Source organism: Penaeicola halotolerans (assembly GCF_016464625.1).
Lineage (GTDB): Bacteria > Bacteroidota > Bacteroidia > Cytophagales > Cyclobacteriaceae > Penaeicola > Penaeicola halotolerans.
Window position 1 is genome coordinate 288,949 of record NZ_JAEAGO010000002.1, and the last position, 24,099, is coordinate 313,047.

At 39.3% G+C, this 24,099-nt stretch carries 23 protein-coding genes; 7 read left to right on the plus strand and 16 right to left on the minus strand.

The features are described 5' to 3' along the window. From I5349_RS05495 to I5349_RS05545, 11 genes are all read right to left on the minus strand, one after another. Positions 1-456, minus strand: coding sequence for a MarR family winged helix-turn-helix transcriptional regulator (locus tag I5349_RS05495; RefSeq protein WP_226389740.1), 456 nt, complete (start codon positions 454-456; stop codon positions 1-3). A 240-nt stretch (positions 457-696) separates the two neighbouring features. Then, positions 697-1,248, minus strand: coding sequence for a GNAT family N-acetyltransferase (locus tag I5349_RS05500; protein ID WP_226389741.1), 552 nt, complete (start codon positions 1,246-1,248; stop codon positions 697-699). A 5-nt stretch (positions 1,249-1,253) separates the two neighbouring features. After that, a complete protein-coding gene (locus tag I5349_RS05505) occupies positions 1,254-3,014 on the minus strand; it encodes an AMP-dependent synthetase/ligase (RefSeq protein WP_226389742.1) in 1,761 nt (586 codons plus the stop codon). Positions 3,015-3,499: 485 nt separating this feature from the next. Then, the gene (locus I5349_RS05510) at positions 3,500-5,140 is read right to left on the minus strand and encodes an Ig-like domain-containing domain (RefSeq protein WP_226389743.1); all 1,641 of its coding nucleotides are present in this window, start codon (positions 5,138-5,140) and stop codon (positions 3,500-3,502) included. Further along, the gene (locus I5349_RS05515) at positions 5,137-6,024 is read right to left on the minus strand and encodes a class I SAM-dependent methyltransferase (RefSeq protein WP_226389744.1); all 888 of its coding nucleotides are present in this window, start codon (positions 6,022-6,024) and stop codon (positions 5,137-5,139) included. Before I5349_RS05515 ends, I5349_RS05510 begins: the two co-directional genes overlap by 4 nt. A 3-nt stretch (positions 6,025-6,027) precedes the next feature. Beyond that, the gene (gene mnmG, locus I5349_RS05520) at positions 6,028-7,893 is read right to left on the minus strand and encodes a tRNA uridine-5-carboxymethylaminomethyl(34) synthesis enzyme MnmG (RefSeq protein WP_226389745.1); all 1,866 of its coding nucleotides are present in this window, start codon (positions 7,891-7,893) and stop codon (positions 6,028-6,030) included. A gap of 100 nt (positions 7,894-7,993) precedes the next feature. Next, positions 7,994-8,413 carry an rRNA maturation RNase YbeY gene (gene ybeY, locus I5349_RS05525; protein WP_226389746.1) on the minus strand — a complete coding sequence of 140 codons (420 nt, stop codon included), beginning with the start codon at positions 8,411-8,413 and terminating at the stop codon, positions 7,994-7,996. A 3-nt stretch (positions 8,414-8,416) separates the two neighbouring features. After that, the gene (locus I5349_RS05530; protein WP_226389747.1) at positions 8,417-8,818 is read right to left on the minus strand and encodes an ATP-binding protein; all 402 of its coding nucleotides are present in this window, start codon (positions 8,816-8,818) and stop codon (positions 8,417-8,419) included. Between the two features lie 36 nt (positions 8,819-8,854). After that, positions 8,855-9,616 carry an exodeoxyribonuclease III gene (locus I5349_RS05535; RefSeq protein WP_226389748.1) on the minus strand — a complete coding sequence of 254 codons (762 nt, stop codon included), beginning with the start codon at positions 9,614-9,616 and terminating at the stop codon, positions 8,855-8,857. Then, the gene (locus tag I5349_RS05540; RefSeq protein ID WP_226389749.1) at positions 9,613-9,975 is read right to left on the minus strand and encodes a hypothetical protein; all 363 of its coding nucleotides are present in this window, start codon (positions 9,973-9,975) and stop codon (positions 9,613-9,615) included. Before I5349_RS05540 ends, I5349_RS05535 begins: the two co-directional genes overlap by 4 nt. Continuing rightward, complete coding sequence (locus tag I5349_RS05545; protein ID WP_226389750.1) at positions 9,972-10,319, minus strand: carboxymuconolactone decarboxylase family protein; 348 nt, start codon at positions 10,317-10,319, stop codon at positions 9,972-9,974. The genes I5349_RS05540 and I5349_RS05545 overlap by 4 nt, the downstream gene beginning before the upstream one ends. A gap of 67 nt (positions 10,320-10,386) precedes the next feature. Between I5349_RS05545 and I5349_RS05550 the strand changes: the two genes are divergently transcribed. Genes I5349_RS05550 through I5349_RS05560 form a run of 3 tightly spaced genes read left to right on the plus strand, consistent with a single transcriptional unit; the run spans position 10,387 to position 12,450 of the window. After that, the gene (locus tag I5349_RS05550; RefSeq protein WP_226389751.1) at positions 10,387-11,103 is read left to right on the plus strand and encodes a ComF family protein; all 717 of its coding nucleotides are present in this window, start codon (positions 10,387-10,389) and stop codon (positions 11,101-11,103) included. 2 nt (positions 11,104-11,105) lie between these two features. Then, entirely contained in the window at positions 11,106-11,864 is a 759-nt protein-coding gene (locus I5349_RS05555) for an SDR family NAD(P)-dependent oxidoreductase (RefSeq protein ID WP_226389752.1), read from the plus strand. Positions 11,865-11,874: 10 nt separating this feature from the next. Continuing rightward, entirely contained in the window at positions 11,875-12,450 is a 576-nt protein-coding gene (locus I5349_RS05560) for a DNA-3-methyladenine glycosylase I (RefSeq protein WP_226389753.1), read from the plus strand. Here the strand turns inward: I5349_RS05560 and I5349_RS05565 are convergent. Then, the gene (locus I5349_RS05565; protein WP_226389754.1) at positions 12,447-13,106 is read right to left on the minus strand and encodes a Tll0287-like domain-containing protein; all 660 of its coding nucleotides are present in this window, start codon (positions 13,104-13,106) and stop codon (positions 12,447-12,449) included. The genes I5349_RS05560 and I5349_RS05565 overlap by 4 nt on opposite strands. 88 nt (positions 13,107-13,194) lie before the next feature. On the opposite strand from I5349_RS05565, the gene prfA reads away from it, so the two are divergent. Together prfA and I5349_RS05575 are read left to right on the plus strand one after the other, a co-directional pair. Continuing rightward, positions 13,195-14,271: a peptide chain release factor 1 gene (prfA, locus tag I5349_RS05570; protein ID WP_226389755.1), complete on the plus strand. Its 1,077-nt coding sequence runs from the start codon at positions 13,195-13,197 to the stop codon at positions 14,269-14,271. Between the two features lie 2 nt (positions 14,272-14,273). Continuing rightward, positions 14,274-14,789, plus strand: a complete 516-nt coding sequence (locus I5349_RS05575; RefSeq protein ID WP_226389756.1) for a GNAT family N-acetyltransferase — start codon at positions 14,274-14,276, stop codon at positions 14,787-14,789. Here the strand turns inward: I5349_RS05575 and I5349_RS05580 are convergent. From I5349_RS05580 to I5349_RS05590, 3 genes are all read right to left on the minus strand, one after another. Beyond that, positions 14,783-15,439, minus strand: a complete 657-nt coding sequence (locus tag I5349_RS05580; protein WP_226389757.1) for a nitroreductase family protein — start codon at positions 15,437-15,439, stop codon at positions 14,783-14,785. The genes I5349_RS05575 and I5349_RS05580 overlap by 7 nt on opposite strands. A gap of 11 nt (positions 15,440-15,450) precedes the next feature. Beyond that, positions 15,451-16,350, minus strand: a complete 900-nt coding sequence (locus I5349_RS05585) for an aldo/keto reductase (RefSeq protein WP_226389758.1) — start codon at positions 16,348-16,350, stop codon at positions 15,451-15,453. Between the two features lie 83 nt (positions 16,351-16,433). Further along, entirely contained in the window at positions 16,434-19,421 is a 2,988-nt protein-coding gene (locus tag I5349_RS05590) for a PAS domain S-box protein (protein ID WP_226389759.1), read from the minus strand. Between the two features lie 279 nt (positions 19,422-19,700). Here I5349_RS05590 and I5349_RS05595 point away from each other — a divergent pair, with 279 nt between their 5' ends. Continuing rightward, positions 19,701-21,116, plus strand: a complete 1,416-nt coding sequence (locus tag I5349_RS05595; RefSeq protein WP_226389760.1) for a DASH family cryptochrome — start codon at positions 19,701-19,703, stop codon at positions 21,114-21,116. A gap of 54 nt (positions 21,117-21,170) precedes the next feature. Further along, on the plus strand, positions 21,171-23,663 hold the full coding sequence (locus I5349_RS05600; protein WP_226389761.1) for a carboxypeptidase-like regulatory domain-containing protein: 2,493 nt from the start codon (positions 21,171-21,173) through the stop codon (positions 23,661-23,663). Here the strand turns inward: I5349_RS05600 and I5349_RS05605 are convergent. Then, positions 23,641-24,099: a PaaI family thioesterase gene (locus I5349_RS05605; RefSeq protein WP_226389762.1), complete on the minus strand. Its 459-nt coding sequence runs from the start codon at positions 24,097-24,099 to the stop codon at positions 23,641-23,643. The genes I5349_RS05600 and I5349_RS05605 overlap by 23 nt on opposite strands.

Sequence of the window (24,099 nt, forward strand, 5' to 3'; positions counted from 1 at the left end):
TTATTGGTTTATTGTTTCTGATTCGTATATTTTATTTTCTTCAATCACTTGGCTGATTTGCTTTATCACTTCAAAAAAAACCTCCAGCTTTTCTCTAGGCACCAACTCGTATATTTTATTATTGAAGAGTTTGACTACTATCTTAGAAATCTCCTTTTTCTCTTTACCCAATGGGGTTAAAAAAATCCTCACTGATCGACCATCATTTGGATCTGGTTTCTTGTAAATAAGTCCTTTTTCCTCCATGCTCTTAAGCATTCTTGTCAGGCTACGTGCTTCCAATCCCATGAGGGGAGCTATCTTAGTTGCTGGAGTGCCAGCTTGTGAATCTATATTGAGGAGTACAAAGCCTATAGAGGTTGTGATGTCTTGTTTGACTGCTTGTTGATTATACATCCTGGCGATGGCATGCCAAGCTGCTTTGATATTGTAATCGATGCTTTCTTCTCTTTTCATAAAACACCTGTTCGTTATTTCGGGTAGATCAAATATAGAAAAATATATTATGCATGCATACTATTTAACGAAAATTTAAAGTGCTTGTTTACAAGAATTATGAGTGGGTAAAATGACTTATAAAGAATATTATTTCATTAATTTCATATTGAAAAAATAATTGCTCAATTATAAAAGCTTGCTTAAATCATATCGATATTTTCTTTTAAAAATCTTCCTGAAAAAAATTCTAGTGAATCATCAATTAGTATCAAAATCTTCCTTTTTCAATTCATATACAAAGTTTAGCTTATCAGGCTCGCCATAATAGGCGACTACTTCCTCTCCTATTTTGTGAGCACCTGTCTTGACGATGGAGCGCTGAGATCGAAGATTTTCCGCACCAATGTGAAAAAGAATACGTGCTACATACTCAAAAGCATGACTAGCCATGAGTTGCTTGATCGATAAGTTGTATCCCTTTCCCCAAAATAATCGATCGATGAAAGTGTAACCAATAAAAACACTGCTAGTATGAGCATCCCAATCATAAAACCTAGTACTACCGATCACTTGTCCAGTAGCTGCATCATGAATAAGAAATGCTCCACCAGAAGCCATAGCACCCTCAAAGAACTTTTCGAATACTGGCCTCTGATACCTGGACTTATTGGGATGCTGTTCCCATATCAGCGGATCACTCGCTACTGCATATAACTTATCGAGATCCTCTTTCTGGAGTGGAACTAGTTTGACAAGTGTGTTACTTAGTATTGGCTGAAAATCAAAAGACTTTCTCTCGCTCTCAATCATCAATATCAGCTGTACAGCTCTTCTATGTCCTTACCAAACTTATCCATGATCACCCTTCGCTTTAGCTTAAGTGTTGGTGTCAGTTCACCTGTGTCTATACCCCAAGGATGCGTGAGTACTTTGAACCTTTTGATTTGCTCCCACTTCCCAAAGTATTTATTATACTTATCCACTTCGGCTTGAAACTTATTGATCACTTCTGGTTTTTGGATCATTTCTTCATCCTCTGTGTAAGGGATCTGGTGGATTTTGCACCAGTCTTTAAGTCCATCAAAACTTGGTACGATGAGCGCCACTGGGTAATTTCTATTTTCTCCGATGATCATCAGTTGCTCGATGAGTAGTGACTCTTTGAATTTATTTTCCATCGGCTGAGGAGCTATATACTTTCCGCCAGAGGTTTTGAACATTTCCTTTTTACGGTCAGTGATTTTGAGATAGACGCCTTCTTGGATCTCTCCTATATCCCCTGTATGGAACCAACCGTCCTTGATCACCTCTGCTGTTAGCTCAGGCTGCTTGTAGTATCCCATCATGACATTAGGTCCTTTCACTAAGATCTCACCGTCTGCTGCTATTTTGATCTCCACATCCATGATTGGTTTTCCTACCATTCCTATTCGCATCTCCTCCTCATTAGCTACTGAGGCAGCGACTACTGGTGAGGTCTCTGTCAATCCATAACCCTCGCAAACGCGGATTTGCGCTGCCCAAAACACCCTTGCCAGTCTAGGCTGCAGTGCAGAAGCTCCTGAATTAATGGTTTGCACATTTCCTCCCAGTGCTTCTCTCCATTTACTAAATATTAATTTATTGGCTAGCTTCAGTTGACGATCATACCACCAGCCTTGAGGTTTATTAGGTTCGTATTTGAGACCAAGATTCAACGCCCAAAAGAAAAGTTTCTTTTTGATCCCACTAAGCTCGTATCCTTTGGCCACGATTTTGTCATAGACTTTTTCAAGGAGTCGTGGCACTGTATTGAACATGTGTGGTTGTACTTCTTTGAGATTTTCTCCAATGGTCTCCATGCTCTCCGCATAATATACGCTGACACCATTGTACAGATAAAAGTAAACACCCGTACGCTCATAGATATGACAAAGTGGTAAGAAACTCAATGCCTTACTTTTTCCCTTTTCTACCATCAGACGATCCGAGACAGACATCGTATTGCTGAGGACATTGCGATGACTCAGCATCACACCCTTAGGTCTGCCCGTGGTCCCTGATGTGTAAATAATTGTCAGGAGATCTTCCCCATTTATATTTTCTTTGATCGCCTCGAGATCTGCCAGATTTGACTCTTCTCCCTTTTCCAAAAGTTTTGTCCAGTGGTCTGCACCATCAATCTCATCAAATGTGTAAATCTTTTGTATCGTAGGTACTGAAGCTGCGGCTTCTTTAGCTTTCTCGTAGAGTTCTTGATCTCCTACAAAAACCATCTTGGTCTCCGAATGCTCAAAAATATAGATAAAATCATCTACAGTAATAGTAGGATACATAGGCACACTGACCACACCTATTTGCTGCATGCCTAGATCTACAAAGTTCCACTCCGGCCTATTGTTAGAAATGATCGCTATCTTATCTCCAGGTTTGATTCCTTCTGCTAGTAGACCCAAGCCGACATTTCGTGTGTACTCTAAAAGCATTTTACTAGAATATTGCTTCCATTCTCCGTCCACTTTGTAAGCGAGGGCATCTTTTAGCTTGTAAGTTCTCAGCTGGTAATCAATCAAATCAAAAACTCTAGTAATTTCCATTGCGATCTTATTTTAGGTTTATCTCAAGATTTACTTCATCAATTTAGAGAATGTCGCTGATTAATAAAAGTTCTATTCACTCTCCACTATCCACAGGGTAACAATCACTATTATTTTTATTTAAATAAAAAGGTATTATAAACTATTAAGATGTGGATACGTGGATAAGTTTTTCAAGTTTATTTCTCCACAGTGAATTCAGATTTTTAAGTTTTGATTTTACAATTTTACAAACAGTTTATCCACATCTAAGTATTTGAAAAATAAGTACTTGTAAGTTGTTCACTTTTTTAGCTTCCAATGTGTAGAAGTTTACTGAGGATAAGTATCAGTGGATAGTATTGTGTGTTGAATTGTGATAGTTTCCACTTTTGAGATTAGTGAATAAAAAGAAAGCTAAATCTGGGGATAGATTTAGCTTTTAGACGACTTATACTTACTGAACTCACACAAGATGTGGAAAAAAACTATGGATTATCCACAAATTAATTAGTGTCAACTGTGATATTGATGTCTATTACCTCCCAGTTTTCTCTTACTTGTATGTCTTGTTTACTGGTCTTGGGATCTACGAAGTATTGAATTTTTTCAGGTGTTTGCCATCTGTTGATGTTTCCTACATCCCATTTGCCATTGTTATTTTCATCTATGATCACTCGAATTTGATAGGAGCCAGCTGGTATCTCAGCAAAGTGATAGGTCTTTTGATTAAAGAGCTCTCTGATTACTTTGTCTTTATTGAGTAATTGGATGATAAAGTTGGGTGCTTCTATCTTTATATTTCCTTTGATATCACCCATTTTTTCTAGTAAAAATTTTTGATGTCTGATAGTCGTTTTTTCTAGTGTATCACCGTCTACAGCTATAAATGCCCCAGGTCTGATCTCTAAACTAAATTTGGTTATACTATCTAGAAGTGGAAGTTGTTGACTTATTGAAAGGGATGTTAGATTTTCATTCCATTCTATGGTTGCTTCTTTAAAATCAATTTTGGTCAATGAATCAAACTGAGCAAAGAGACTATCTGGATTAAAATATTTGATGGGTTTACTAAAGTTAAAGACATTGGAATAATTCGGTTTGACTGCACTGTTATCTGCATTTTCTGCTTTTAGAGTTAGACCTGATACCTTTTTATCAGTCTCTTCAAACTTCACATATACAAGAGTATCTAATGTACTTTTGATGGAATCTTCGAAATGTAAATTCAATCCTAAGCTGTCATAAGTGAATTGCTCACCCTTATAGAATCTAAGAATTTTACGGTCATCATTGAAAGAATAGTAGATTGATTGATTTAGCTGAGTTGTGTCAAATTTAACTTCGTTGACGCTTTTACTAAGTGTAATATCGAAATATTGATCTCTTGGTGCTGCTCTGCGTATTTCTATCTTTGAGATATCAGCTCTGATCATTTGTATATTTACATCTGTTGTATTTTCATTTAGTGATAGTGTGTCTTTGTAAAAGCCATACGGTTCTGATCTGAATTCAGCTTGTAGATTTTTATTTTTATCAGCAAACGCATAAAGTCTGTAGCTGTCAGGCTTTAGATTTTCAAACTTGTATTGACCAAAATCATCTACAATAGCGATATATGTAGGTTTACCAGTAAATACATCTAAAGTATCTGATGCTCTATATAGACCTACTATGATAGGGTCTTTTGTTGTTTGAGATATGGCAAAGTTGACTTTTCCCTCTAGACTTAGTGAATCTAAATAGTCTCCTGTACTAAATGTGATAATTAGATTTTCTGCGGGATTTGATTCTGAGATATCTTTTATGCTTTCCCTGAAGTTAAATGTATAAGTTGTGTTTTCTGATAATTCTTGTTCTAGTTTGATGATGACTGTTTGAAGTTTATCTCTTAACTCTGTTTGAATGATATTTTTGTCCAAATAGGGAGCTATGATTAATTGATTGTTTAAGTCATCAACTTTCACAGCTTCATCAAATGTTAGCGTGAGTTGTTCTGGTTTTACATTGGTAGATTGATGAGCTGGTGTAGCTACTTTGAGTACAGGTGGATCTTCATCTTTTGGTCCTCCTGTAGGTGCAGTTATTCTAGCACATGAATACAGTATAGATATTAATAAAATTATATATAATAAGTATTTTTTCATTTTTTTAATATATATATTAAACTTGAATAGTTTAATTTATTCTGTTTAGCCCAGTTATTAGACTTTAGGCCGTTTTGAAATGCTTTTAGGTAGTTTGATTTACCAGTTTTATATTTCTCACTCAGTAGACTGACATAAAATGCATCTAATTTCATAGGAATGATTTCTTTAATTTTCATTCCGTGAATTTTAGCCATTTGATGGATAGTATCTTGTTTGAAATGATAGAGGTGTCTAGGTACATCATATCCAGCCCAAAAGTTTTTATAATATTGTGCATCCCAACTCTCTGGATTGGGTACTGCTATGATGATATGTCCTTTTTTCTTAATCTTAGTTTTGATAAAATCTATCGTTTCATTAAGATCATAGACATGTTCTAGTACATGATATAGTGTGATGATATCATATTTTTTTTCTGCTTTACTGCTTTGAAGAGTAGGATAGATCAATTGATTGATTCTATTACTACTTGCGATTGCTGCCTGTTCGTTTGGTTCTACACCTACTACATTCCATCCATCTGATTTGGCTGTATACAATAAATGCCCAAGACCACATCCTATATCAAGCCATCTGCCTTTTTGATGATCATTGAGATGATTAGCTAATTTTAGTTTTTGTTTGAGCGTATAGTTTCTTGCTCTTTTATATACTTTAGCGATTAAAGTATTGTCATGATCATGATGAGAAAGGTATTGACTAGACTCGTAGTACTTACCTAATTGATCTTGATCTGGTCTCGGATTAGTAAAAATAAGACCACATTTTTTGCATTCTGAAAGGGCAAACTCCTCTTGTGAAATGCTATAGTCTTTGATGATTTGCTGGTTAAAAATTTGCCCACTTTGACAAAGTGGGCAGTTATCTAATCTTGTATACATATCTTATCTACCTAGATAAACCATGATGATGGAAATGTCAGCTGGATTTACACCACTAATACGTGACGCTTGTCCTATAGTTTCCGGTTTTATTTTTCGTATTTTTTCTCTTGCTTCTGTTGATAGTGCTTTGATATCATCTACGTTAAAGTTTGTAGGAAATTTTAAATCCTCCATTTGGCTGATTTTCTCTGCCATAGCTTTTTCTTTATTAATGTAGCTATCGTATTTGATTTGAATTTCTGCTTGCTCTAGTACATCATTACTATATTTGGCTAGATAGCTTTCTAATTCTTTATCCAAAGAACCTACCGATTTGATATCGATTTGTGGTCTTTTGAGTAGTTTTTCAACAGTTATTTTTTCTTTGATAGTTGCTGATGCTAGATGTTCTAGACCTTCATTGACATCATTTGGTTCTACTTTCTTTTGTTGTAGATCATTGATTAGTCTATTAAGATCATTCTTTTTATCTAGTAGTTTTTCTAGTCTTTGATCTGATGCCAGACCGATACGATGTCCTAGTTCAGTTAATCTCAGATCAGCATTATCTTGACGGAGTAGGATTCTAAACTCTGCCCTTGAAGTGAACATTCTGTAAGGTTCCTCTGTGCCCTTGTTGATCAGATCGTCTATCAATACACCGATGTATGCATCTGATCTCTTCAATATGAATGGCTCTAGTTCTTGTACCTTCCTGTGTGCATTGATCCCAGCGATTAGACCCTGACAAGCAGCTTCTTCATAGCCCGTTGTTCCATTTATTTGCCCTGCAAAGTATAGATTGTCGATTAGCTGAGTTTCTAGTGTTATTTTTAGTTGTGTTGGAGGAAAGAAATCATACTCTATAGCATATCCTGGTCTAAACATTTTAGCGTTTTCAAAACCAGGTATTTTTCTCATTGCTTCATATTGTACATCCTCTGGAAGAGAAGTGGAGAAACCGTTGACATAGATTTCTACTGTATTCCAACCTTCAGGTTCTACGAATATTTGGTGTCTATCTCTCTCAGCAAATCTATTGATTTTGTCCTCAATGGACGGGCAATATCTCGGACCTAGACCTTGGATGCGTCCGTTGAACATAGGAGATCTGTCAAAACCTGTTTCCAAGGTTTCGTGTACAGCCTTATTAGTATAGGTTATCCAACAGCTTCTTTGTTGTGTTAGGGGTTTAGTTTCATCAGAAAAGGAGAATTTTTCTGGAATTTCATCACCTAATTGTTCCTCCATTTTGCTGTAGTCAAGACTTCTTCCATCTACTCTAGGAGGTGTTCCAGTTTTCATTCGACCTGCCTCGAAGCCTAATTGAACCAATTGCTCTGTAATCCCTTTAGCGGCACCTTCTCCTGTTCTTCCACCACCCATTTGTTTTTCACCGATGTGTATGATGCCGTTGAGGAATGTACCATTGGTTAGCACTACTGCTTTGGCTTCAAACTCCATTCCTATACCAGTTCTGACACCAGTGACCCTACCATCTTTGACGATGATATTAGTGACCATTTCTTGCCAAAAGTCCACATTTGGTGTTTGTTCTAGTGCTAATCTCCACTCTTCAGCAAAGCGCATTCTATCATTTTGAGATCTAGGTGACCACATGGCAGGACCTTTAGACCTGTTTAGCATTCTAAACTGTATCATGGACTTGTCAGAGATGATTCCAGACATTCCACCTAGCGCATCTATTTCTCTGACGATTTGCCCTTTTGCCACACCTCCCATAGCTGGGTTACACGACATTTGAGCGATTGTATTCATATTCATAGTACATAGTAGGACCTTGGAGCCCATACGAGCAGCCGCATGCGCAGCTTCACAACCCGCATGTCCAGCACCTACTACGATAACATCATATTTTGGCAACATATCTTTGTTCCACGTGGAACGTTTATCTTATTAATTAATATTGTTTCACGTGGAACACTAGTATGTTCGAACTTTCAAACTGTTTCACGTGGAACATTGGTTATTGTCTTTTGCTTAAAGAGTTATTTTCCTTTAAGCGCATATTTATTTCTTCCTCTTCAGTTTTATCTTTGTATCCACATAAATGAAGCACCCCATGTATGAGAACTCTATCAAGTTCATCTTCAAAGGGAATGTCATGTGTCTTTGCGTTTTCTCTTACTCGATCTATACTGATGTAGATATCACTTTCTATGATCTTTTCACTTTCTGAATTGTCAAAAGTGATGATATCCGTATATGTATCGTGGTCGAGGTAGTTGATATTAATATCTAATAGATAATCATCTGAGCAAAAGACATAATTAATTTCCGCTATCTTATATCCTTCTTCTTCAGCAATTGATTTGATCCAGCTTTTTTTTGAACGTTTATTTTTTAAGTCAAACTTGATATCTTCTGTGAAAAAATGAATAGCCATCGATCAGTTGAGGTAAAAGGTCAATGAAACTTTATTTCCTTTATTCTCAAATAAGACCTCATCACATAAATGTTTGATGATGAATACACCCCTTCCTCCTATTTTTTCTAGATTTTCTGGAGCGGTTGGATCTTGTAGGTTTTCATAGTCGAAGCCTATCCCTTCATCTTCGATGATCACTCTGATCTGTTCATCATAAAACTCAATCGCTAAATCTACAGACTTGCTTGCATCCATTTTATTGCCATGTATGATAGAGTTGCTTACACACTCAGTCACTGATATCATGATGTTGCCATAGATATCATCGTTGATTTGGTACTTTTCCTTAGCATTGTCAATGAAGCTCTCTATGATCTTGATATTGTCAAGAATAGATGGAATAGAAATTTTGATTGAGTTCATAAGCTTTTTATACTAATGGCTTTAAATTTTTGAATATTATCTAAGTTCCACCATCAAAGGACAGTGGTCTGAATGCATCGCTTCTGGTAATATAATCGAACGTTTTACTTCATCTTTCATTGGCTCTGTGACCATATGATAATCTATACGCCAACCCAAGTTCTTCTTTCTTGCTCCTGCTCTGTAGCTCCACCATGTGTAGTGATGAGGGTTAGGATTGAATTGTCTGAAAGTGTCTACAAATCCACTTTCTGTAAATTGATCCATCCATGCCCTTTCTTCAGGCAAAAAGCCCGAAGAGTTTTTATTAGAGACAGGATTATGAATATCGATAGCTTTGTGACATATATTATAATCACCACTTATGAGTAAGTTCGGTATTTCTCTCCTCAAATCCTGCGTATATCCATAAAAATCGTCTAGCCATTGCATCTTAAAGGCTTGCCGCTCCTCACCACTAGAGCCTGATGGCATATAGACACTCATCACACTGTATCGATCAAAATCTACTCTGAGAACCCTGCCTTCATCATCATACTTATTTTGACCCATGCCATATTGTACATGTTTTGGTTTTATTCTAGTGAATATACCTACGCCACTATAGCCTTTTTTAACGGCTGGCATCCAATAAAGTTCATATCCTAAATCCTTGAAAACAGCTGTTTCTACCTGATCCTCAGTCGCTTTTAGCTCTTGTAGACAGATGATATCTGCATCTACTGCTTTGAGCCATTCAGCAAAACCTTTGGTAAGTGCCGCCCTGATACCATTTACGTTATAGGATACTACTTTCATTTTATTTCTGTATCAAATTCCTTTTCAAAATACTCCAATACGTGAAGTTGAAGTAATTTTTCCTGTTCTAGCATATCAAAGTGTGGAAGCTTTTTTACGGCTTTCCAGTGAGGCCAACCCTCTTCATCGAGCCCTTCTAATTCATAGAAACCTGAGTAACTTAGAACTTTGCATATAGCAATATGCATGAGATCTTGTTTTTCTTCCTTGCTGAAATGCTTTGGCCCTTTTCCCAACTCATGCACTCCTATCATAAAGAGTACAGCATTTAGATCTTTGGGCTTTTTGCCAAATATTTCAGTCAAAGCTAGAAGAAGTTTTCCCCAGCGTTTTTGTAAATCAAAATCTCTTTTGATCATGCTTTTTCATTTTCAAGCGCTTCCCAATAAGCTACTGCTCTGCGAAGGTGAGGAATCACGATAGACCCACCGATGAGTGTAGCGATAGAGAAGACTTCGAAGATTTCCTCTTTGGTCAAACCTACTTCATGGCATTTTCCAAGGTGATATTTGATACAGTCATCACATCTTAAGACCATCGAGCAAGAAAGTCCAAGCATTTCCTTTGTCTTCACATCTATGGCACCTGCCGCATAAGCATTGGTGTCAAGATTGAAAAAACGCTTGATGACCTTATTATCAGCCGCCATGATCTTTTCATTCATCTCGGCTCTGAAAGAATTGAATTCTTCTATTGGATTCATTAGATTAATAGATTATATTTTAACTAGCAAATATAAGGGCTATTCGCCAAATAGTCATTTCTTTAACATGTCGATCGCAAAGATTAGTTTGGATTTTTGGGAAGATTTTTTGAGTTTGATCTTTCCTCGCACATGCAAAGGCTGTGGCAACTCACTTTACAATTTTGAGGAGGTGCTTTGTGGTATTTGTGAGTCAAAACTGCCGATCATTTCTGAAGAGAATGAGTCGCTCAGATCCAGGATGTTACGGAAATTTTATGGATTGGTGAGAATAGCAGAGGTAGCTGTATTTTTGAAATTTACCCGAAAAGGAACCGTACAGCGACTAATGCATCAGCTCAAATATAAAAATAGTCCAGAGATAGGCCATGATCTAGGAAGGAGATTTGGGAAAGAGATGCTTAAGAATGGAGCTTTTGCAGATTATGACTTGATCGTACCAGTGCCTTTGCATCCCAAAAAACAATACAAAAGAGGCTATAATCAGAGTGAAGCTATCGCTAAAGGAATGAGTGAGGTGATGAATCTCTCACTTTCTAAGGATGCTTTACTAAGACGAAAATTCACAGAGAGTCAGACGAGAAAGTCGCGCTTTGATCGCTATCAAAATATGAATGACGTATTTCACGTGAAATCTGCAGAGATATTTGCTGGCAAAAAGGTACTTTTGGTAGATGATATCTTGACTACTGGTGCTACACTCACAGCTTGTGCACAGCAGTTGGAAAAGGTAGGTACATCGGAAATCAGCATAGCAGTACTAGCTGCAGGAGGAAGAATATGAGTATGAAAATAGATTTAAGTGGGAAGGTAGTGCTCGTCACAGGAGCGTCTAGAGGTATAGGAGAAGGTATCGCCCAAGGTCTAGCTGGGGCTGGTGCTAGAGTAGCTGTACATTACAACCATAATAAAAAAGAAGCTGAGAAAGTATCTCAAAATATTGGTAATCAAAGCTTTATCATCAATTGTGATCTAAGTGATCTTAATCAGACCACAGGATTGGTTGATGCTGTGATCCAAAAAGCGGGCAGGCTCGATGCGGTAGTTAATAATGCAGGTATAGCTATCTCAGTACCAGATACAGCCGATGATGAAACATGGACATCTGCTTGGCTTCAGACGATGAATGTTAATCTTAATTCTCTTGCGATCATTTGCAAGCAGGCTGTAGCTCATTTTAAACAGCAACAACAAGGACATATCATCAATATCAGCTCTCGCGCAGCATTCAGAGGTGATACAACGGATTATCTAGCCTATGCCGCCTCCAAAGGAGGGATCGTCTCTCTCACACGTTCCATCGCTCGCTATTATGGTAAAGATGGTGTCAAGGCATTCATCATAGCACCAGGATTTACCCGCACAGATATGGCGCAGGATTTCATGGATCAGTATGGTGAAGATTATGCCTTGAATGACATTGCACTAAATCAGCTGACCGAACCGAAAGACATTGCTCCGATGGTGGCTTTACTTTGCTCGGGTCTGGCGGATCATGCTACTGGCTGTACCATAGATATCAATGCAGGCAGTTATGTCCATTAAAGAGAATTTTATGAAAGAAGACAAAGAAAGATGTCCATGGTGCCTAGGATTCCCAGAGTATATCACTTATCATGATGAAGAGTGGGGTGTGCCAGTCTATGATGATCAGAAGCAGTTTGAGTTTTTGGTGCTTGAAAGTGCTCAGGCAGGACTTTCTTGGTCTACCATCTTAAAGAAAAGAGCTGGCTATAGGGAGGTTTTTGCAGAGTTTGACCCTACAGTGATCGTGGATATGGGTGAAGGATATGTCCTAGAACTGTTAGAAGATAAGCAGAAGAGAATCATTCGAAATAGAGCAAAAATTGAAGCCACAATACATAATGCCCGAATTTTTCTAGACTTACAAGCTAAGTTTAGCTCGTTTTCAGATTACATCTGGGATTTTGTCAATGGTAAGCCTATTGTCAATAAATGGAGAACACTGGCAGAAGTACCCGCTAGTACACCTGAGTCAGATAAATTGGCAAAAGACATGAAGAAAAAAGGCTTTAAGTTTCTAGGTTCTACTACCCTGTATGCCCACATGCAAGCTACTGGATTGGTCAACGACCATCTCGTGACTTGTTTCAGGCATAGCCAAGTTTAAAACTTAGCATTGATCACAGCGCTCTTTGGCAGTTTGATACTCCACATACCTCTAAGGCTATTAAGCTCATGTCCTGTAGCATTATCATTTGGATATAACTCATTGATCTTTTGGAGTGTTTCGGTGGATATTTCATCTTTGCCATGGCAGCTAAGGCATAGACCACTTCCTATTGTGATGGGTTTGGTATAGAGTAAAGTTTCTCCCCCATCTATTTTTTGTAGATTAGATTCACTCTTTAAGCCATTTTCTTCATTATAAACATAAGCTTCCAAGAGGATTTCTTCCATTTCTATCAGAGGAGCATCTGCTGGATTTCGGAGTTTATGACTAACTCTCCTGACAGTTACACCATAGGCATTACTAAGAGAGTCCATGAGTGGAAGTGCGGCTACATTGCAATATTCTACTGCTCCAACTGTTCCACGTGAAGCGATTGCTTCCTGAAGTGTGGTGAGTAGTGCTTTTTGAGCTTCTTGGGAGATTTCATCGCCCCACTCCATAGCTGCTTGTAAGATATCTGCTTCACGGAGGACTTTCACTTCCTGTTTTTTCATACCTTCTTGCAAGGATTCTCTATCGATGGCTCTTTCTGTACCTGCTCCGCATCCTACAAGGGTCAAAGAGAGGATTGTGCCCAAGATTTGCTTTTTCATATGACTTATCTGGATTATCCTTAAAATTAAATCATCTAACTGTAAATACGCAGTGAATTGTTAATTTTGCAAACTGATCAAAGAAGATATGTTAGATAAACTACAAGCGATAAAGGAAAGGTTTGAAGAAGTAGCACAACTCATCGTACAGCCAGATGCTATGAGTGATATGAGTAAATACACGAAGCTTTCTAAAGAATACAAAGACCTAGAGAAAATAGTTGTGAAATATGATGAGTATAAGCTCATCATGGAAAATCAGGCGAATACTAAGCAGATGCTAGCTGCCGAAAAGGACCCTGAATTTAGAGAAATGGCCAAACTTGAGCTTGACGAGTTGGCTGATTCGAGAGAGCGATTAGAGTCTGAGATCAAGCAATTGCTCATTCCTAAAGATCCAAATGATAGTAAAGATTGTATCCTCGAGATCAGAGGTGGTACAGGTGGTGATGAGGCGGCTATTTTTGCTGGGGATTTATTCAGAATGTATCAGCGTTTCTGCGAAAAACAAGGCTGGAAGCTGACCGTACTAGATTTGACTTTTGGATCGTCTGGTGGATATAAAGAAATCATATCAACTGTCTCAGGAGCAGACGTTTATGGTCAGCTAAAATATGAGTCTGGTGTACATCGAGTACAACGTGTGCCAGCTACAGAGACACAAGGTCGCGTGCATACTTCTGCAGCTTCGGTAGCAGTTCTCCCAGAAATGGACGAGGTAGAAGTGACGCTGAATATGAATGAGATCAGAAAAGACACCTACTGCTCATCAGGTCCTGGTGGTCAGTCAGTCAACACGACCTATTCTGCGGTGCGACTCACCCATGAGCCTACAGGCATAGTAGTTACTTGTCAGGATGAAAAGTCACAAATCAAAAACTTCGAAAAAGCACTCAAAGTACTTAGATCGAGAATTTATGAGATTGAGCTTGAAAAGCACAATGCCGAAGTAGGAGCTCAAAGAAGATCGATGGTAGGTAGTGGTGACAGGTCAGATAAGATACGCACATACAATTATTCCCAAAGTAGGGTGACAGATCATAGAATCGGCATGACTGTTTACAATTTGCCAGATGTGATGGAAGGTGATATTGGTGGATTTATAGAGGCCTTGAGGATAGCAGAAAATGCTGCTAAACTCAAAGATGGAGGTGTAGAAGACTGATCATGCTTCAAAAAGGAGCCATACAACTAGTCCGCTGGGAGGAGAAATTTGTGCAGGATTTGGCTCATATAGCCAATGATCCACGCATAGCTGATAATCTCAGAGATGCTTTTCCTCATCCCTACGAGATTCAGCATGCAGATGAGTGGATCATGGACAATGAGCGATTGGATCCAGCCCATAGTTTTGCGATTTTGTATGAGGATAAATTAGTCGGAGAGATTGGTTGTGAGATCGGAAGAGAAGAGCTGAGAGTAAATGCCGAGATAGGCTATTGGATAGGAAGCGACTATTGGGGACAAGGCATCGGTACTACCGCTTTATCACTCTTTGTTCCTTATTTATTTGAAACTTTTCAGGTTAAGCGTGTTTTCGCGCAGGTATATGATTTCAACCAAAACTCTGTCAAAATGCTTCAAAAAGCAGGTTTTGAACGAGAGGCCATCCTAAAAAATGCCTATATCAAACATGGAAAAATAGGTGATTTGGTACAGCTAGCCATATTTGCTCCTCAATAAAACTTAGAGATTTCTTCCAATGTCTTTCTCTTGAGATCAGGAACTTCTACTTGATCTGCCGGATAGCCTACAGGTAGTAGTAGAAAAGCTCTTTCATTCTCTGGACGCTTCAGTAGCTCAGCTAAAAAGTTCATAGGACTTGGCGTATGAGTCAGGGTGACAAGTCCTGCTTGATGTATTGCGGTGATGAGCATTCCAACTGCGATTCCTACAGATTCATTGACATAATAGTTTTGCTGTTTAGTGCCGCTATTATCTATATCATAAGGTTTTTTGAAAATGACTATAAGCCATGACGCAATCTCCAAGAAAGGCTTTTTCCAGTCTGTACCTATGGGTTTTAAGTCATTGAGCCATTCCTCGCTCATTCTCCCATGATAGCTTTTATATTCCTCTTCTTCTGCTTTGATGCGGATTTGTGTTTTCAGTGCAGGTTCTTGTACCGCACAAAAAGTCCAAGGCTGTTTGTGAGCTCCTGAAGGTGAAGTACCTGCTGTCTCGATGATTTTTTCGATGACTTCACGTGGAACAGGTCTATCTGAAAATGCACGAATACTTCTTCTTTTACTCATTTGTTGATAAAAAGCAACCGACCTCTCAAGCATTTCGTGTTCCGATACACTTTCATGATGATAACTTATCGTATTCATTTTATGGATTTTTATGGTACTTCATGACCTACGGCTGCAGTCCAAATCTCAAACCATTCTTGTCTTGAGAGTTTGATTTGATTTGCATCTACTGCCACTTGGATACGCGAAAGTTTTCCAGATCCTACGATAGGGATGATTTTAGCAGGATGTGCGTATAGCCAAGCATAGAGAATTTGATCTTCAGAAGTTTGATACTTGGCAGCAAGTCGTCCAACGGTCACTTTAAGTTTGGCAGATCCTTTGGCTTTTTCTTCGAAATATTTTCCCCCAGCTAGAGGAGACCAAGCCATTGGAGAGATTCTTTCTTTCATGCATTGATTGATCACGCCATTTTGAAAATGTTCCACGTGAAGTGCAGAGATTTCAATCTGATTGGTCACTAGAGGAAAGTCTAAATAGGACTGCAACAAGTCAAACTGATCGGTCAAGAAGTTAGAAACACCAAATTCAAGGACTTTTCCTGATTGTCGAAGCTCGGTAAATGCCTCAGCGACTTCTTCAGGATTCATGTAGGGATCAGGTCTATGGATAAGTAGCACATCAAGGTGGTCTCTTCTGAGATGACGAAGAGAGTTCTCTACTGAAAAAAGGATATGTTGATAGCTAGTATCATAGTGTTTGATGTAAGTATCAGGATACTTATCAGAGAGCAACTTGATACCACATTTACTGATGATTTTGAGTCTTTGGCTGAGTGATTTCTCCTCTGCCAGTGCATCACCAAACAGTCTTTCACAACTGTAGTCTCCGTAGATATCAGCATGATCAAAGGTGTCTATGCCCATCTCTAGACAAGCCGCTATTAGTTTGGTGGTTTCTGAAGTGTTGAGTTGCCAATCGGCCAATCTCCACACGCCATGCACGAGCCGTGAGACACTTACTTTTTCACTGAGTTTGATTTGCTCCATAGCTTCCAATATTCAAATAAATCCTTCAAAAACCTAACTTGAAGCCCATTTAACCAAAATATCAGAGAGTAGAGGCGCTTTGTTTATGGAGATTTTTTGAGGTAGACACTGAAGGTGGTACCGACACCTACTTGACTGCTTACCTCGATTTTTCCTCCCATCGATTCCACTTGATTTTTGGTGATGAAAAGACCTATCCCCTTTGCATCAGTGTTTTTGTGAAAGGTTTTATACATGCCAAAGAGTTTTTCTCCATGTCTGTTAAGGTCTATCCCCAAGCCATTGTCTTCAAAGGTGATCAATACATTTTCACCCACTTCTTGAGCAGTGATTTTTAAGGAGCATTGTGCCTTCTGAGGGTCTCGATACTTGATGCCATTGGTGAGAAAATTCAAAACTATACTATCCAAATAGGCAGGAATAGCACTGACTGAAAGCGATTCGGGTGATTGATAGTTAATGTTTACTTGGGCGTTTTTTGCGATGGTAGCGATACTATCTATATTTTTTTGAATGACGGGTTTTAGTAGAATATTCTCATGCTTTTCTTGTGCGTTGAGATTGACTTCTACGACTTCTGTGAGATGTTTGATCGTTTCAGAGAGGTTTTCTGAGGCACCTCTGAAAAGTTTGAAAACTTCCTCCTCAAATAAATCAGGCTTGTCTCCTTGTAGAAGATCCAAAAGCATGGAGATGCCTCCCGCATGGGATTTGAGGTTATGTGACACGATATGTGCGAAGTTCTTCAGTCGTGCATTTTGGTCTTGTGTGACGTTGAGGAGTGTTTTTACTTGTTGTTCGGCCTGCTTGAGTTCTGAAATATCCACGATCTGAGAAACAAAATACAGGATCTGACCTGATAAGTCTCGGACTACTGCCCCAGCTAAGATGATATTGATGATGTGGCCATCTTTGTGGATGTATCGTTTTTCTAATTGATAGTGAGTGCGTTTGCCGTCTTTCAACTCTTGAAATAAACCAAGGTCAACATCAAGGTCTTCAGGATGGGTGATCGCTTGAAATGTGAGTGCCTTTAGCTCATCAGAAGAATAGCCTACAATATCGCACAGTCTTTTATTTACTTCTATCCACTGTCCTTTTTCATTGAGGATAGCCATACCGATAGCCGCATTGTCAAAGTTGGCTTTAAAAGCTTTTTGGCTAATCAAAAACTGTTCTTCGGCTATTTTTTTATCCGTGATATCCTCCGTATACATGAGGATACCTCCGATATTTCCTTGGTCGTTTTTCCAAGGTTTCATTTTCCATTTGAGCCAATATACGCTGCCATCACTTTTGATAAATTTCTCTTCATCAGCACTATGAGTTTGCCCGTTTAGACAGGATTGGAAGTGATCATTCCAACTTTTTCTCACCTCTTTGGTCAAGTCAAAATAGCGTTTGCCATAGATCTCTTGACTTTCAAGATCATTTTGAAGGAGCCATTTTTCAGAGGCAGTGATATATCTCAGCTCCAAGTCAAACATGGCGATGGCTGATGGTGCCTGTTGTATGAAAGTACCAAGGAGTTGTGTGGTCTTTTTACTTTCGGTGATATCCTGATGTGTACCAAACATGAGTAAGGGCTTACCATCATTTGTCCAAATAAAGACCTTTCCTCTATCTTGAACCCACACCCAATGTCCGTCTTTGTGTCGCATGCGGCATTCACAGTCGTAGTATTCCGCAGTTTTGTCAAAGCAGGCTTGTAATTTTTTCTCTGATATTTTGAGGTCATCAGGATGCGCTAGTTTGAGCCACGTTTCTATGCTGATGGGTGCGAGTTCTTCTAATGTGTAGCCTACGATTTCAGCCCAGCGCTCATTGAAGATGGTTTCTCCAGTTTGCACATTCCATTCCCAAGTACCTACATTGGTACCTTCTATGACAGATTTATATCGATTTCTAGCATCTACTATTTCTTGGATAGGACGTCCTTCGGGGATGATGAAGATGACTTGACCATTTTGATCAAATACAGGCCGCAAGCTAAAAAGTATCGTCACAGGCTGTTTGTCCTTGATCCAGACAGGTACTTCATAGGCTATTTCCTGACCACTAGCGGCTATTTGGATGTTTTTACGAAGCTGTATTTTTGTTTCTTCTGATATCTGCCACCAGTAGCAGTCCCAGAAGTTTTTTCCGATCACATCCTCTGGCTTGAGTCCAGCCATGTTCATAGCAGTATGATTAGCTTCTAGTAGGACTCCTTCGGGAGTTAGAAAGCCGATAAAGGAAAAAGTAGAGTCAAATATGCCTCTAAACTTGCTTACGTTTTCTTGCAGGAGTTGCTGATTTTTTTTCTGCTCATCGATATCTTGAAATGTCCCATAGATCCCTATACACTTATTTTGAGAGATCTCTGGGATTCCTATGGTTTTCACCCATTTCCTTTGCCCGCTGAGGGTGATGATTTCCAATTCTGCTTCATAAGACTTATGTGAGTAGATGGCTTCATTGACCAGTTTTGTGATGAGATCTTCACTTTTGTCTTTTTCAAAAAATGAAATAGCACTCGTTAAATTCGGGGTGTAGTCATCAGGAACTCCATGAATTTCCTTGGTCATTTTACTCCAAGTAATGACATCATTGACCAAGTCCACCTCCCAGTAGCCGATTTTTGCCGCTGTATTGCACTGAGATAAGAACTGCTCTTTGCGCTTTAACTCGGTGATATTTATGTGTGCACTAAGTACTCTTGAAGATTTTCCTTGATCATCATGGATCGTCATACATCTGGAGCGGATCCACATGGTTTTACCAGATTTATGCTTGTAGCGTATGATATGATCCATGGTGGACATATCTTCATGGCAGTGTAGCTTGATGTGGTTTAGAGCGACCTGCTGATCTTCTGCGTAGATGAGATCGAGTGGATTTATTTGTTCATTTTGGTATTCTTCTTTTGAGTAGCCGAGCAGTTTCCAAAATTGCTCATTCATCCAGCGATTGCTTGGATTTTCGATATCTATATAGCTCATACCATCTAGCGCAGACTCTTGGAGAAAGTCCAAGACGCGCCTGTTAGAAATACTCAATTGGTAAAACTCTTTTTCTAATATATTCTTCATGTTTTCAAACTCAATAAGCAGCAGCTCAATCTAAGTGATTTGATTTTAAGGAAAAGTGACAAATGTCACTGTCAAATTGTATTTAACCAGAATAATCATTTAAAATCTCTGCTAATCTATTGTATTTTTTCTGATTTTTTTCTCTTCAAAAAAAATATAAAATACGCGCATCCCAGAGTGTGAAACTAGTGTTTAAGTAATCTTCTAAAGACTTTTTCAAAAGGAATAAAACAGATGCTTTACTGGGAGAGTTAGCCAAGGGTGATGAAGTAGAAGCAAATGAAAAAAAGAGCAATATATTGGTTTAGAAATGACCTAAGATTACATGATCAGGCTGGCTTGACGGAGGCGATGGCTAGTGCTGAAGAGATCTTGCCTGTTTACATTTTTGATACACGTCTTTTTGAGGAAAATGAACTTGGTTTAGTCAAGACTGGCAAATTTAAAACACAGTTCCTCATCGAGGCCGTAGCTGATTTGAGAGATAACCTTCAAAAGGCTGGCTCAAACTTGCTAGTCATGACAGGAAAGCCCGAGGAGCTTCTTGTCGATTTGGCTAAAGCGCATCAGATAGAAGCTATTTATGCCAGTCAAGAAGTCACTTATGAAGAACTAAAAGTAGAAAAGGCTTTAAAGAAAAAACTTCCCGCTACTTGTATACTTTCCTTGGTTTGGCAGCATACGCTATATCATTTACATGATTTGCCCTATGGAGTACAGACTTTACCAGATATTTTCACTCAGTTTCGCAAAGATGTCGAAAAGCAAAGTCGCATCAGAAAATGCTTGCCAACGCCCAAACACATTAAGACAATACCAATCAATGACTGGGGGCAAATCCCAAGCCTTGAAAGTTTTGATCTGACAGAGCCAAAAGCAGACCAGAGAGGAGTCATGCCTTTCAAAGGTGGAGAGACAGCTGGATTGGTAAGGCTGAAGCAATATTTTTGGAATCAAGACCTACTAAAAGCCTATAAAGAAACTCGAAACGGCATGCTGGGCGCAGACTATTCTAGCAAGTTTTCCCCTTGGCTTGCTCTAGGCTGCCTCTCTCCTAGATATATTTATGAGGAGGTGAAGCGCTATGAGTCAGAGCGCATCAGCAATAGTTCTACTTATTGGCTCATATTTGAGTTGATTTGGAGAGATTATTTTCGCTTTGTGGCTGAGAAGTATGGTAATAGTCTCTTTTTTACTAGCGGAGTGATGGGTAAGGAGCCGTATCTCAAAAATGACATTGGTCTATTCTTCAAATGGGCAGAGGCTAAGACAGGTGTGCCATTTATCGATGCCAACATGCGAGAGCTTAATGCTACAGGCTTCATGTCCAATCGCGGAAGACAAAATGTAGCTAGTTTTTTGGTCAAAGACCTCAAGATCAACTGGACTTGGGGAGCGATGTATTTTGAGACCATGCTCATAGACTACGATCCAGCGAGCAACTGGGGCAACTGGAACTATGCAGCGGGAGTGGGCAATGATCCTCGAGAAGATCGCTACTTCAATATCCTCACACAGGCATATAGATATGATGAGAATGGTGATTATGTCAGACATTGGCTACCGGAACTCAGTAGATTTGCAGGAAAGAGTATTCATGACTTAGGCGGAATGAGCTCAAGAGATTTTCAAAACCTTCAGATTGACTATCCAAATAGGCTCGTAGACTTTAATAAATGGAAGAAGGGTAAATAATCACAACATTTTTTAATGTTTAAAGTATATTTAGAAAATTAAAATTTCTACTATATGCGTCTACGCTTACTTTTTATCCTTTGCATTTGGACCATCAATACTTCAGCTCAGATTAGACTTTCTGGTAAGCTGATAGATGAGCAGACACAGGAACCTCTGGCGTATGCCTCGGTTAGATTGGCAGGGACTTCTCTAGGGACAAGCACCAATGCTGATGGTGAGTTTGACCTGAGGATCAATCAGTCAATAGAGCAGCGATCGCTCACATTTTCCTACCTAGGATACGCATCCAAGACAGTTCCTCTGACTGCTTTCATGACAGAAATCAATCAGTTAATCACCCTCCAAAGAGTTGATTTAGAGCTGGAAGAGTTTGTAGTCAAAAATCTAAGCCCTCAAGAGATCATCACTCAAGCTGTAGAAAAGATTCCTGATAACTATGGGAAAACTTCCTATAACATGCAGTCTTTTTACAGAGAGATGATCTATGTCAATGACACGCTCAGTGGACTGACAGAAGCCGTGCTTGAAGGATATCGCTCAGGATTTCATGTAGAGGCAGATGGCAATGCGGACCAATCTATTTTACTTTCTGGTAAAAACTTCGAAAATTTTTACGATTCGGAGCTTAGCTCTCAGATCGCAGCGGTAGTTACTCCTACTGCTATTTTGAACTTTGAGCCAGTCAGAAATAAGGGCTACTTTTTAGACAAGCGTAGTATCAAACTTTACAACTGGGAGCTGGTAGATGTCGTGAGTTTTGACGGTAGGGCAGTATATCACATCAAGTTTGATCATGATGACAAACCCGCCAAAGCGCTTTATGAAGGAGACCTTTACATAGACAAAGAGTCTTTTGCTTTCGTCAAACTGGATTATCAGTATTCTGAAAGAGGGATCGACTATATCAATAAGGAGCCTTTTTCGCTAACAAGTAAGCTTGCTAAAACAGCCTTAGGCATGAAGCTAGTCACTAAAGACATCAAGTTTAGTTTTGGGTACCAGTTTGTTCAAGATGTCTGGCGTCTTACGAGCTTTCAGATGATCAATTTCAGTGATTTTAGAAGCAACAAATTTGGAGAGAATAAGATCGCGTTGACGGTAGACTACCTGATCACAGAGATCACCAATTCTCCAGGGAAATTTTATGATAAATATGAAGCGCTGCCTATAAGAAAATCTATGGGAAGACTTGTTTCTCGTAAAGACGATCCCTTCTGGGAAAACTACAATGGACTCAAAGCTTCCAAAATACAGAATGAGCAAAGTCAGCAACTGATCCAGCAGATCAATGATAAGTTACTGGCAGAAGGGGCTTTTAACACCAAGATATCTGGCAAAGTCATCAATGAGGCCGATAAGGAGATTTGGATCACAGGCATATCAGATCCACTTGTAATGAACGAACAGCGTCTAGCAATTGCTCCAATTGAGAAAGGAGCATTTGAATTAAGCTTCGCAGCACCTTATTCAGGCTTATATAAGTTGGTGATAAATGATGAGGCGTACCCACTTTTTATCAAACAAGGAGAAAATAAAACTGTCACCCTCGATCCATCAAAAAGCCTTTTAGATCAAGAGCAAAGTTATGCTAGACTAGACACTGCGTTGTCCGAAAAGCGAGCTTTACTCAAAAGTGCTCATGTAGACTTCGATACTTGGATGGCGACACAACAGGCTTGGAAGGACACTTTAGACGCAGCTAAGTTGGATTATGATACGCGCGTATTTTGGCTAGGGCAATACCATGCGATGACATTAGATCTATTGACCGATAGCAGGGACAGGGAGTTTATCAAGACCTACTTACAGGCGCAGGATTTTAACAACAGTGCATTTATTTATACTTCAGGTTTTGCTAACTACTTCATCGCTACGCTAAAAAATAGTATTAGTGGAAATGACTTAGCGTCACTTAAAGAGTCCGAGAAGTTCATAGAACAAAACTTTGATCTGTCAATCAAGCCATTCTTGCTTGCTAAGCTTTATTATAATGCTTTTCAAATAGATGGTTTGGATGTAGTTGAATCTAACTCGCTGATCCAAGAGTATAAGAGTAATTATCCTACAGCTCCTTATCTAGCTTCTTTAGAGGAAGCATTTGCTCAGTACAAAGACTTAAAGTCTGGTAAGCCATTAATTGTAGAAGGGCTTTTGGGCGAAGACGGAAAGCCTTTTGCCTTGGACTCACTCAGTGGAAAAGTGGTGATACTTGACTTATGGGCTAGCTGGTGCTCGATTTGTCTGGAGGAGTTTAGAGATACATATCCTGACTTACAAGCAAATTTCGCTGAAGATGAAGTGGCATTCTTATTTGTCAATGTGGACGATGATCCTGATGACTGGAAGCGTACAAGAGCAAGAATCGCCCCTCCAGGAGTGCATGTCTGGGCGGAGGGTGGACTTCGATCTGCGATTGCTACTCAGTTGGGTCTAAGAGGTATCCCTAGGTATCTCATACTAGATCAGCGCAGTCGCGTGATCGATATAGACGCGAGTTTGGATGAGGCATTGACACCAAAGATCAAGGCTTTGTTGGCGCAGTGAGGTCACTGATCTTTACGGGCGTAGTGATCAAGTTACTACTTGCCTTGGCGATAAGCTTTCCCGCTTCTGACCTGATTTCTGCTTGCCAGTGGTTGACATTTTTGCCCTCTCGGACCAGCTGAGAAGTGACGAGTACGGTATCTCCCACTCTAGCAGGGCTGAGGAAGTCCACAGACAAGTTGATACTCGTCATGAGATACTCATTTCCTGTGAGAAAATTTGATGCACCGATCACTTCATCAAGCATCAGAGACATGATGCCTCCATGAAGTATTTTGCCAGGATTGGTCATCTCTTCACGCACTGTATAAGCCACGGTCACAGAGCCATGTGTAGCTTTGATGAGTTTACCTTTGAGCCAATTGCCTGCTTGAGAGGGTGATTGGTCTATGATTTTACCTTCGAGTTTTTGATAGCTAGCGAGAAATGGATGCAT

Excerpts from the sequence above, each read along its gene's own strand:
- I5349_RS05495 (WP_226389740.1), bottom strand. The coding sequence starts at position 456 with ATGAAAAGAGAAGAAAGCATCGATTACAATATCAAAGCAGCTTGGCAT.
- I5349_RS05500 (WP_226389741.1), bottom strand. The coding sequence starts at position 1,248 with ATGATTGAGAGCGAGAGAAAGTCTTTTGATTTTCAGCCAATACTAAGT.
- I5349_RS05505 (WP_226389742.1), bottom strand. The coding sequence starts at position 3,014 with ATGGAAATTACTAGAGTTTTTGATTTGATTGATTACCAGCTGAGAACT.
- I5349_RS05510 (WP_226389743.1), bottom strand. The coding sequence starts at position 5,140 with ATGAAAAAATACTTATTATATATAATTTTATTAATATCTATACTGTAT.
- I5349_RS05515 (WP_226389744.1), bottom strand. The coding sequence starts at position 6,024 with ATGTATACAAGATTAGATAACTGCCCACTTTGTCAAAGTGGGCAAATT.
- mnmG (WP_226389745.1), bottom strand. The coding sequence starts at position 7,893 with ATGTTGCCAAAATATGATGTTATCGTAGTAGGTGCTGGACATGCGGGT.
- ybeY (WP_226389746.1), bottom strand. The coding sequence starts at position 8,413 with ATGGCTATTCATTTTTTCACAGAAGATATCAAGTTTGACTTAAAAAAT.
- I5349_RS05530 (WP_226389747.1), bottom strand. The coding sequence starts at position 8,818 with ATGAACTCAATCAAAATTTCTATTCCATCTATTCTTGACAATATCAAG.
- I5349_RS05535 (WP_226389748.1), bottom strand. The coding sequence starts at position 9,616 with ATGAAAGTAGTATCCTATAACGTAAATGGTATCAGGGCGGCACTTACC.
- I5349_RS05540 (WP_226389749.1), bottom strand. The coding sequence starts at position 9,975 with ATGATCAAAAGAGATTTTGATTTACAAAAACGCTGGGGAAAACTTCTT.
- I5349_RS05545 (WP_226389750.1), bottom strand. The coding sequence starts at position 10,319 with ATGAATCCAATAGAAGAATTCAATTCTTTCAGAGCCGAGATGAATGAA.
- I5349_RS05550 (WP_226389751.1), top strand. The coding sequence starts at position 10,387 with ATGTCGATCGCAAAGATTAGTTTGGATTTTTGGGAAGATTTTTTGAGT.
- I5349_RS05555 (WP_226389752.1), top strand. The coding sequence starts at position 11,106 with ATGAAAATAGATTTAAGTGGGAAGGTAGTGCTCGTCACAGGAGCGTCT.
- I5349_RS05560 (WP_226389753.1), top strand. The coding sequence starts at position 11,875 with ATGAAAGAAGACAAAGAAAGATGTCCATGGTGCCTAGGATTCCCAGAG.
- I5349_RS05565 (WP_226389754.1), bottom strand. The coding sequence starts at position 13,106 with ATGAAAAAGCAAATCTTGGGCACAATCCTCTCTTTGACCCTTGTAGGA.
- prfA (WP_226389755.1), top strand. The coding sequence starts at position 13,195 with ATGTTAGATAAACTACAAGCGATAAAGGAAAGGTTTGAAGAAGTAGCA.
- I5349_RS05575 (WP_226389756.1), top strand. The coding sequence starts at position 14,274 with ATGCTTCAAAAAGGAGCCATACAACTAGTCCGCTGGGAGGAGAAATTT.
- I5349_RS05580 (WP_226389757.1), bottom strand. The coding sequence starts at position 15,439 with ATGAATACGATAAGTTATCATCATGAAAGTGTATCGGAACACGAAATG.
- I5349_RS05585 (WP_226389758.1), bottom strand. The coding sequence starts at position 16,350 with ATGGAGCAAATCAAACTCAGTGAAAAAGTAAGTGTCTCACGGCTCGTG.
- I5349_RS05590 (WP_226389759.1), bottom strand. The coding sequence starts at position 19,421 with ATGAAGAATATATTAGAAAAAGAGTTTTACCAATTGAGTATTTCTAAC.
- I5349_RS05595 (WP_226389760.1), top strand. The coding sequence starts at position 19,701 with ATGAAAAAAAGAGCAATATATTGGTTTAGAAATGACCTAAGATTACAT.
- I5349_RS05600 (WP_226389761.1), top strand. The coding sequence starts at position 21,171 with ATGCGTCTACGCTTACTTTTTATCCTTTGCATTTGGACCATCAATACT.
- I5349_RS05605 (WP_226389762.1), bottom strand. The coding sequence starts at position 24,099 with ATGCATCCATTTCTCGCTAGCTATCAAAAACTCGAAGGTAAAATCATA.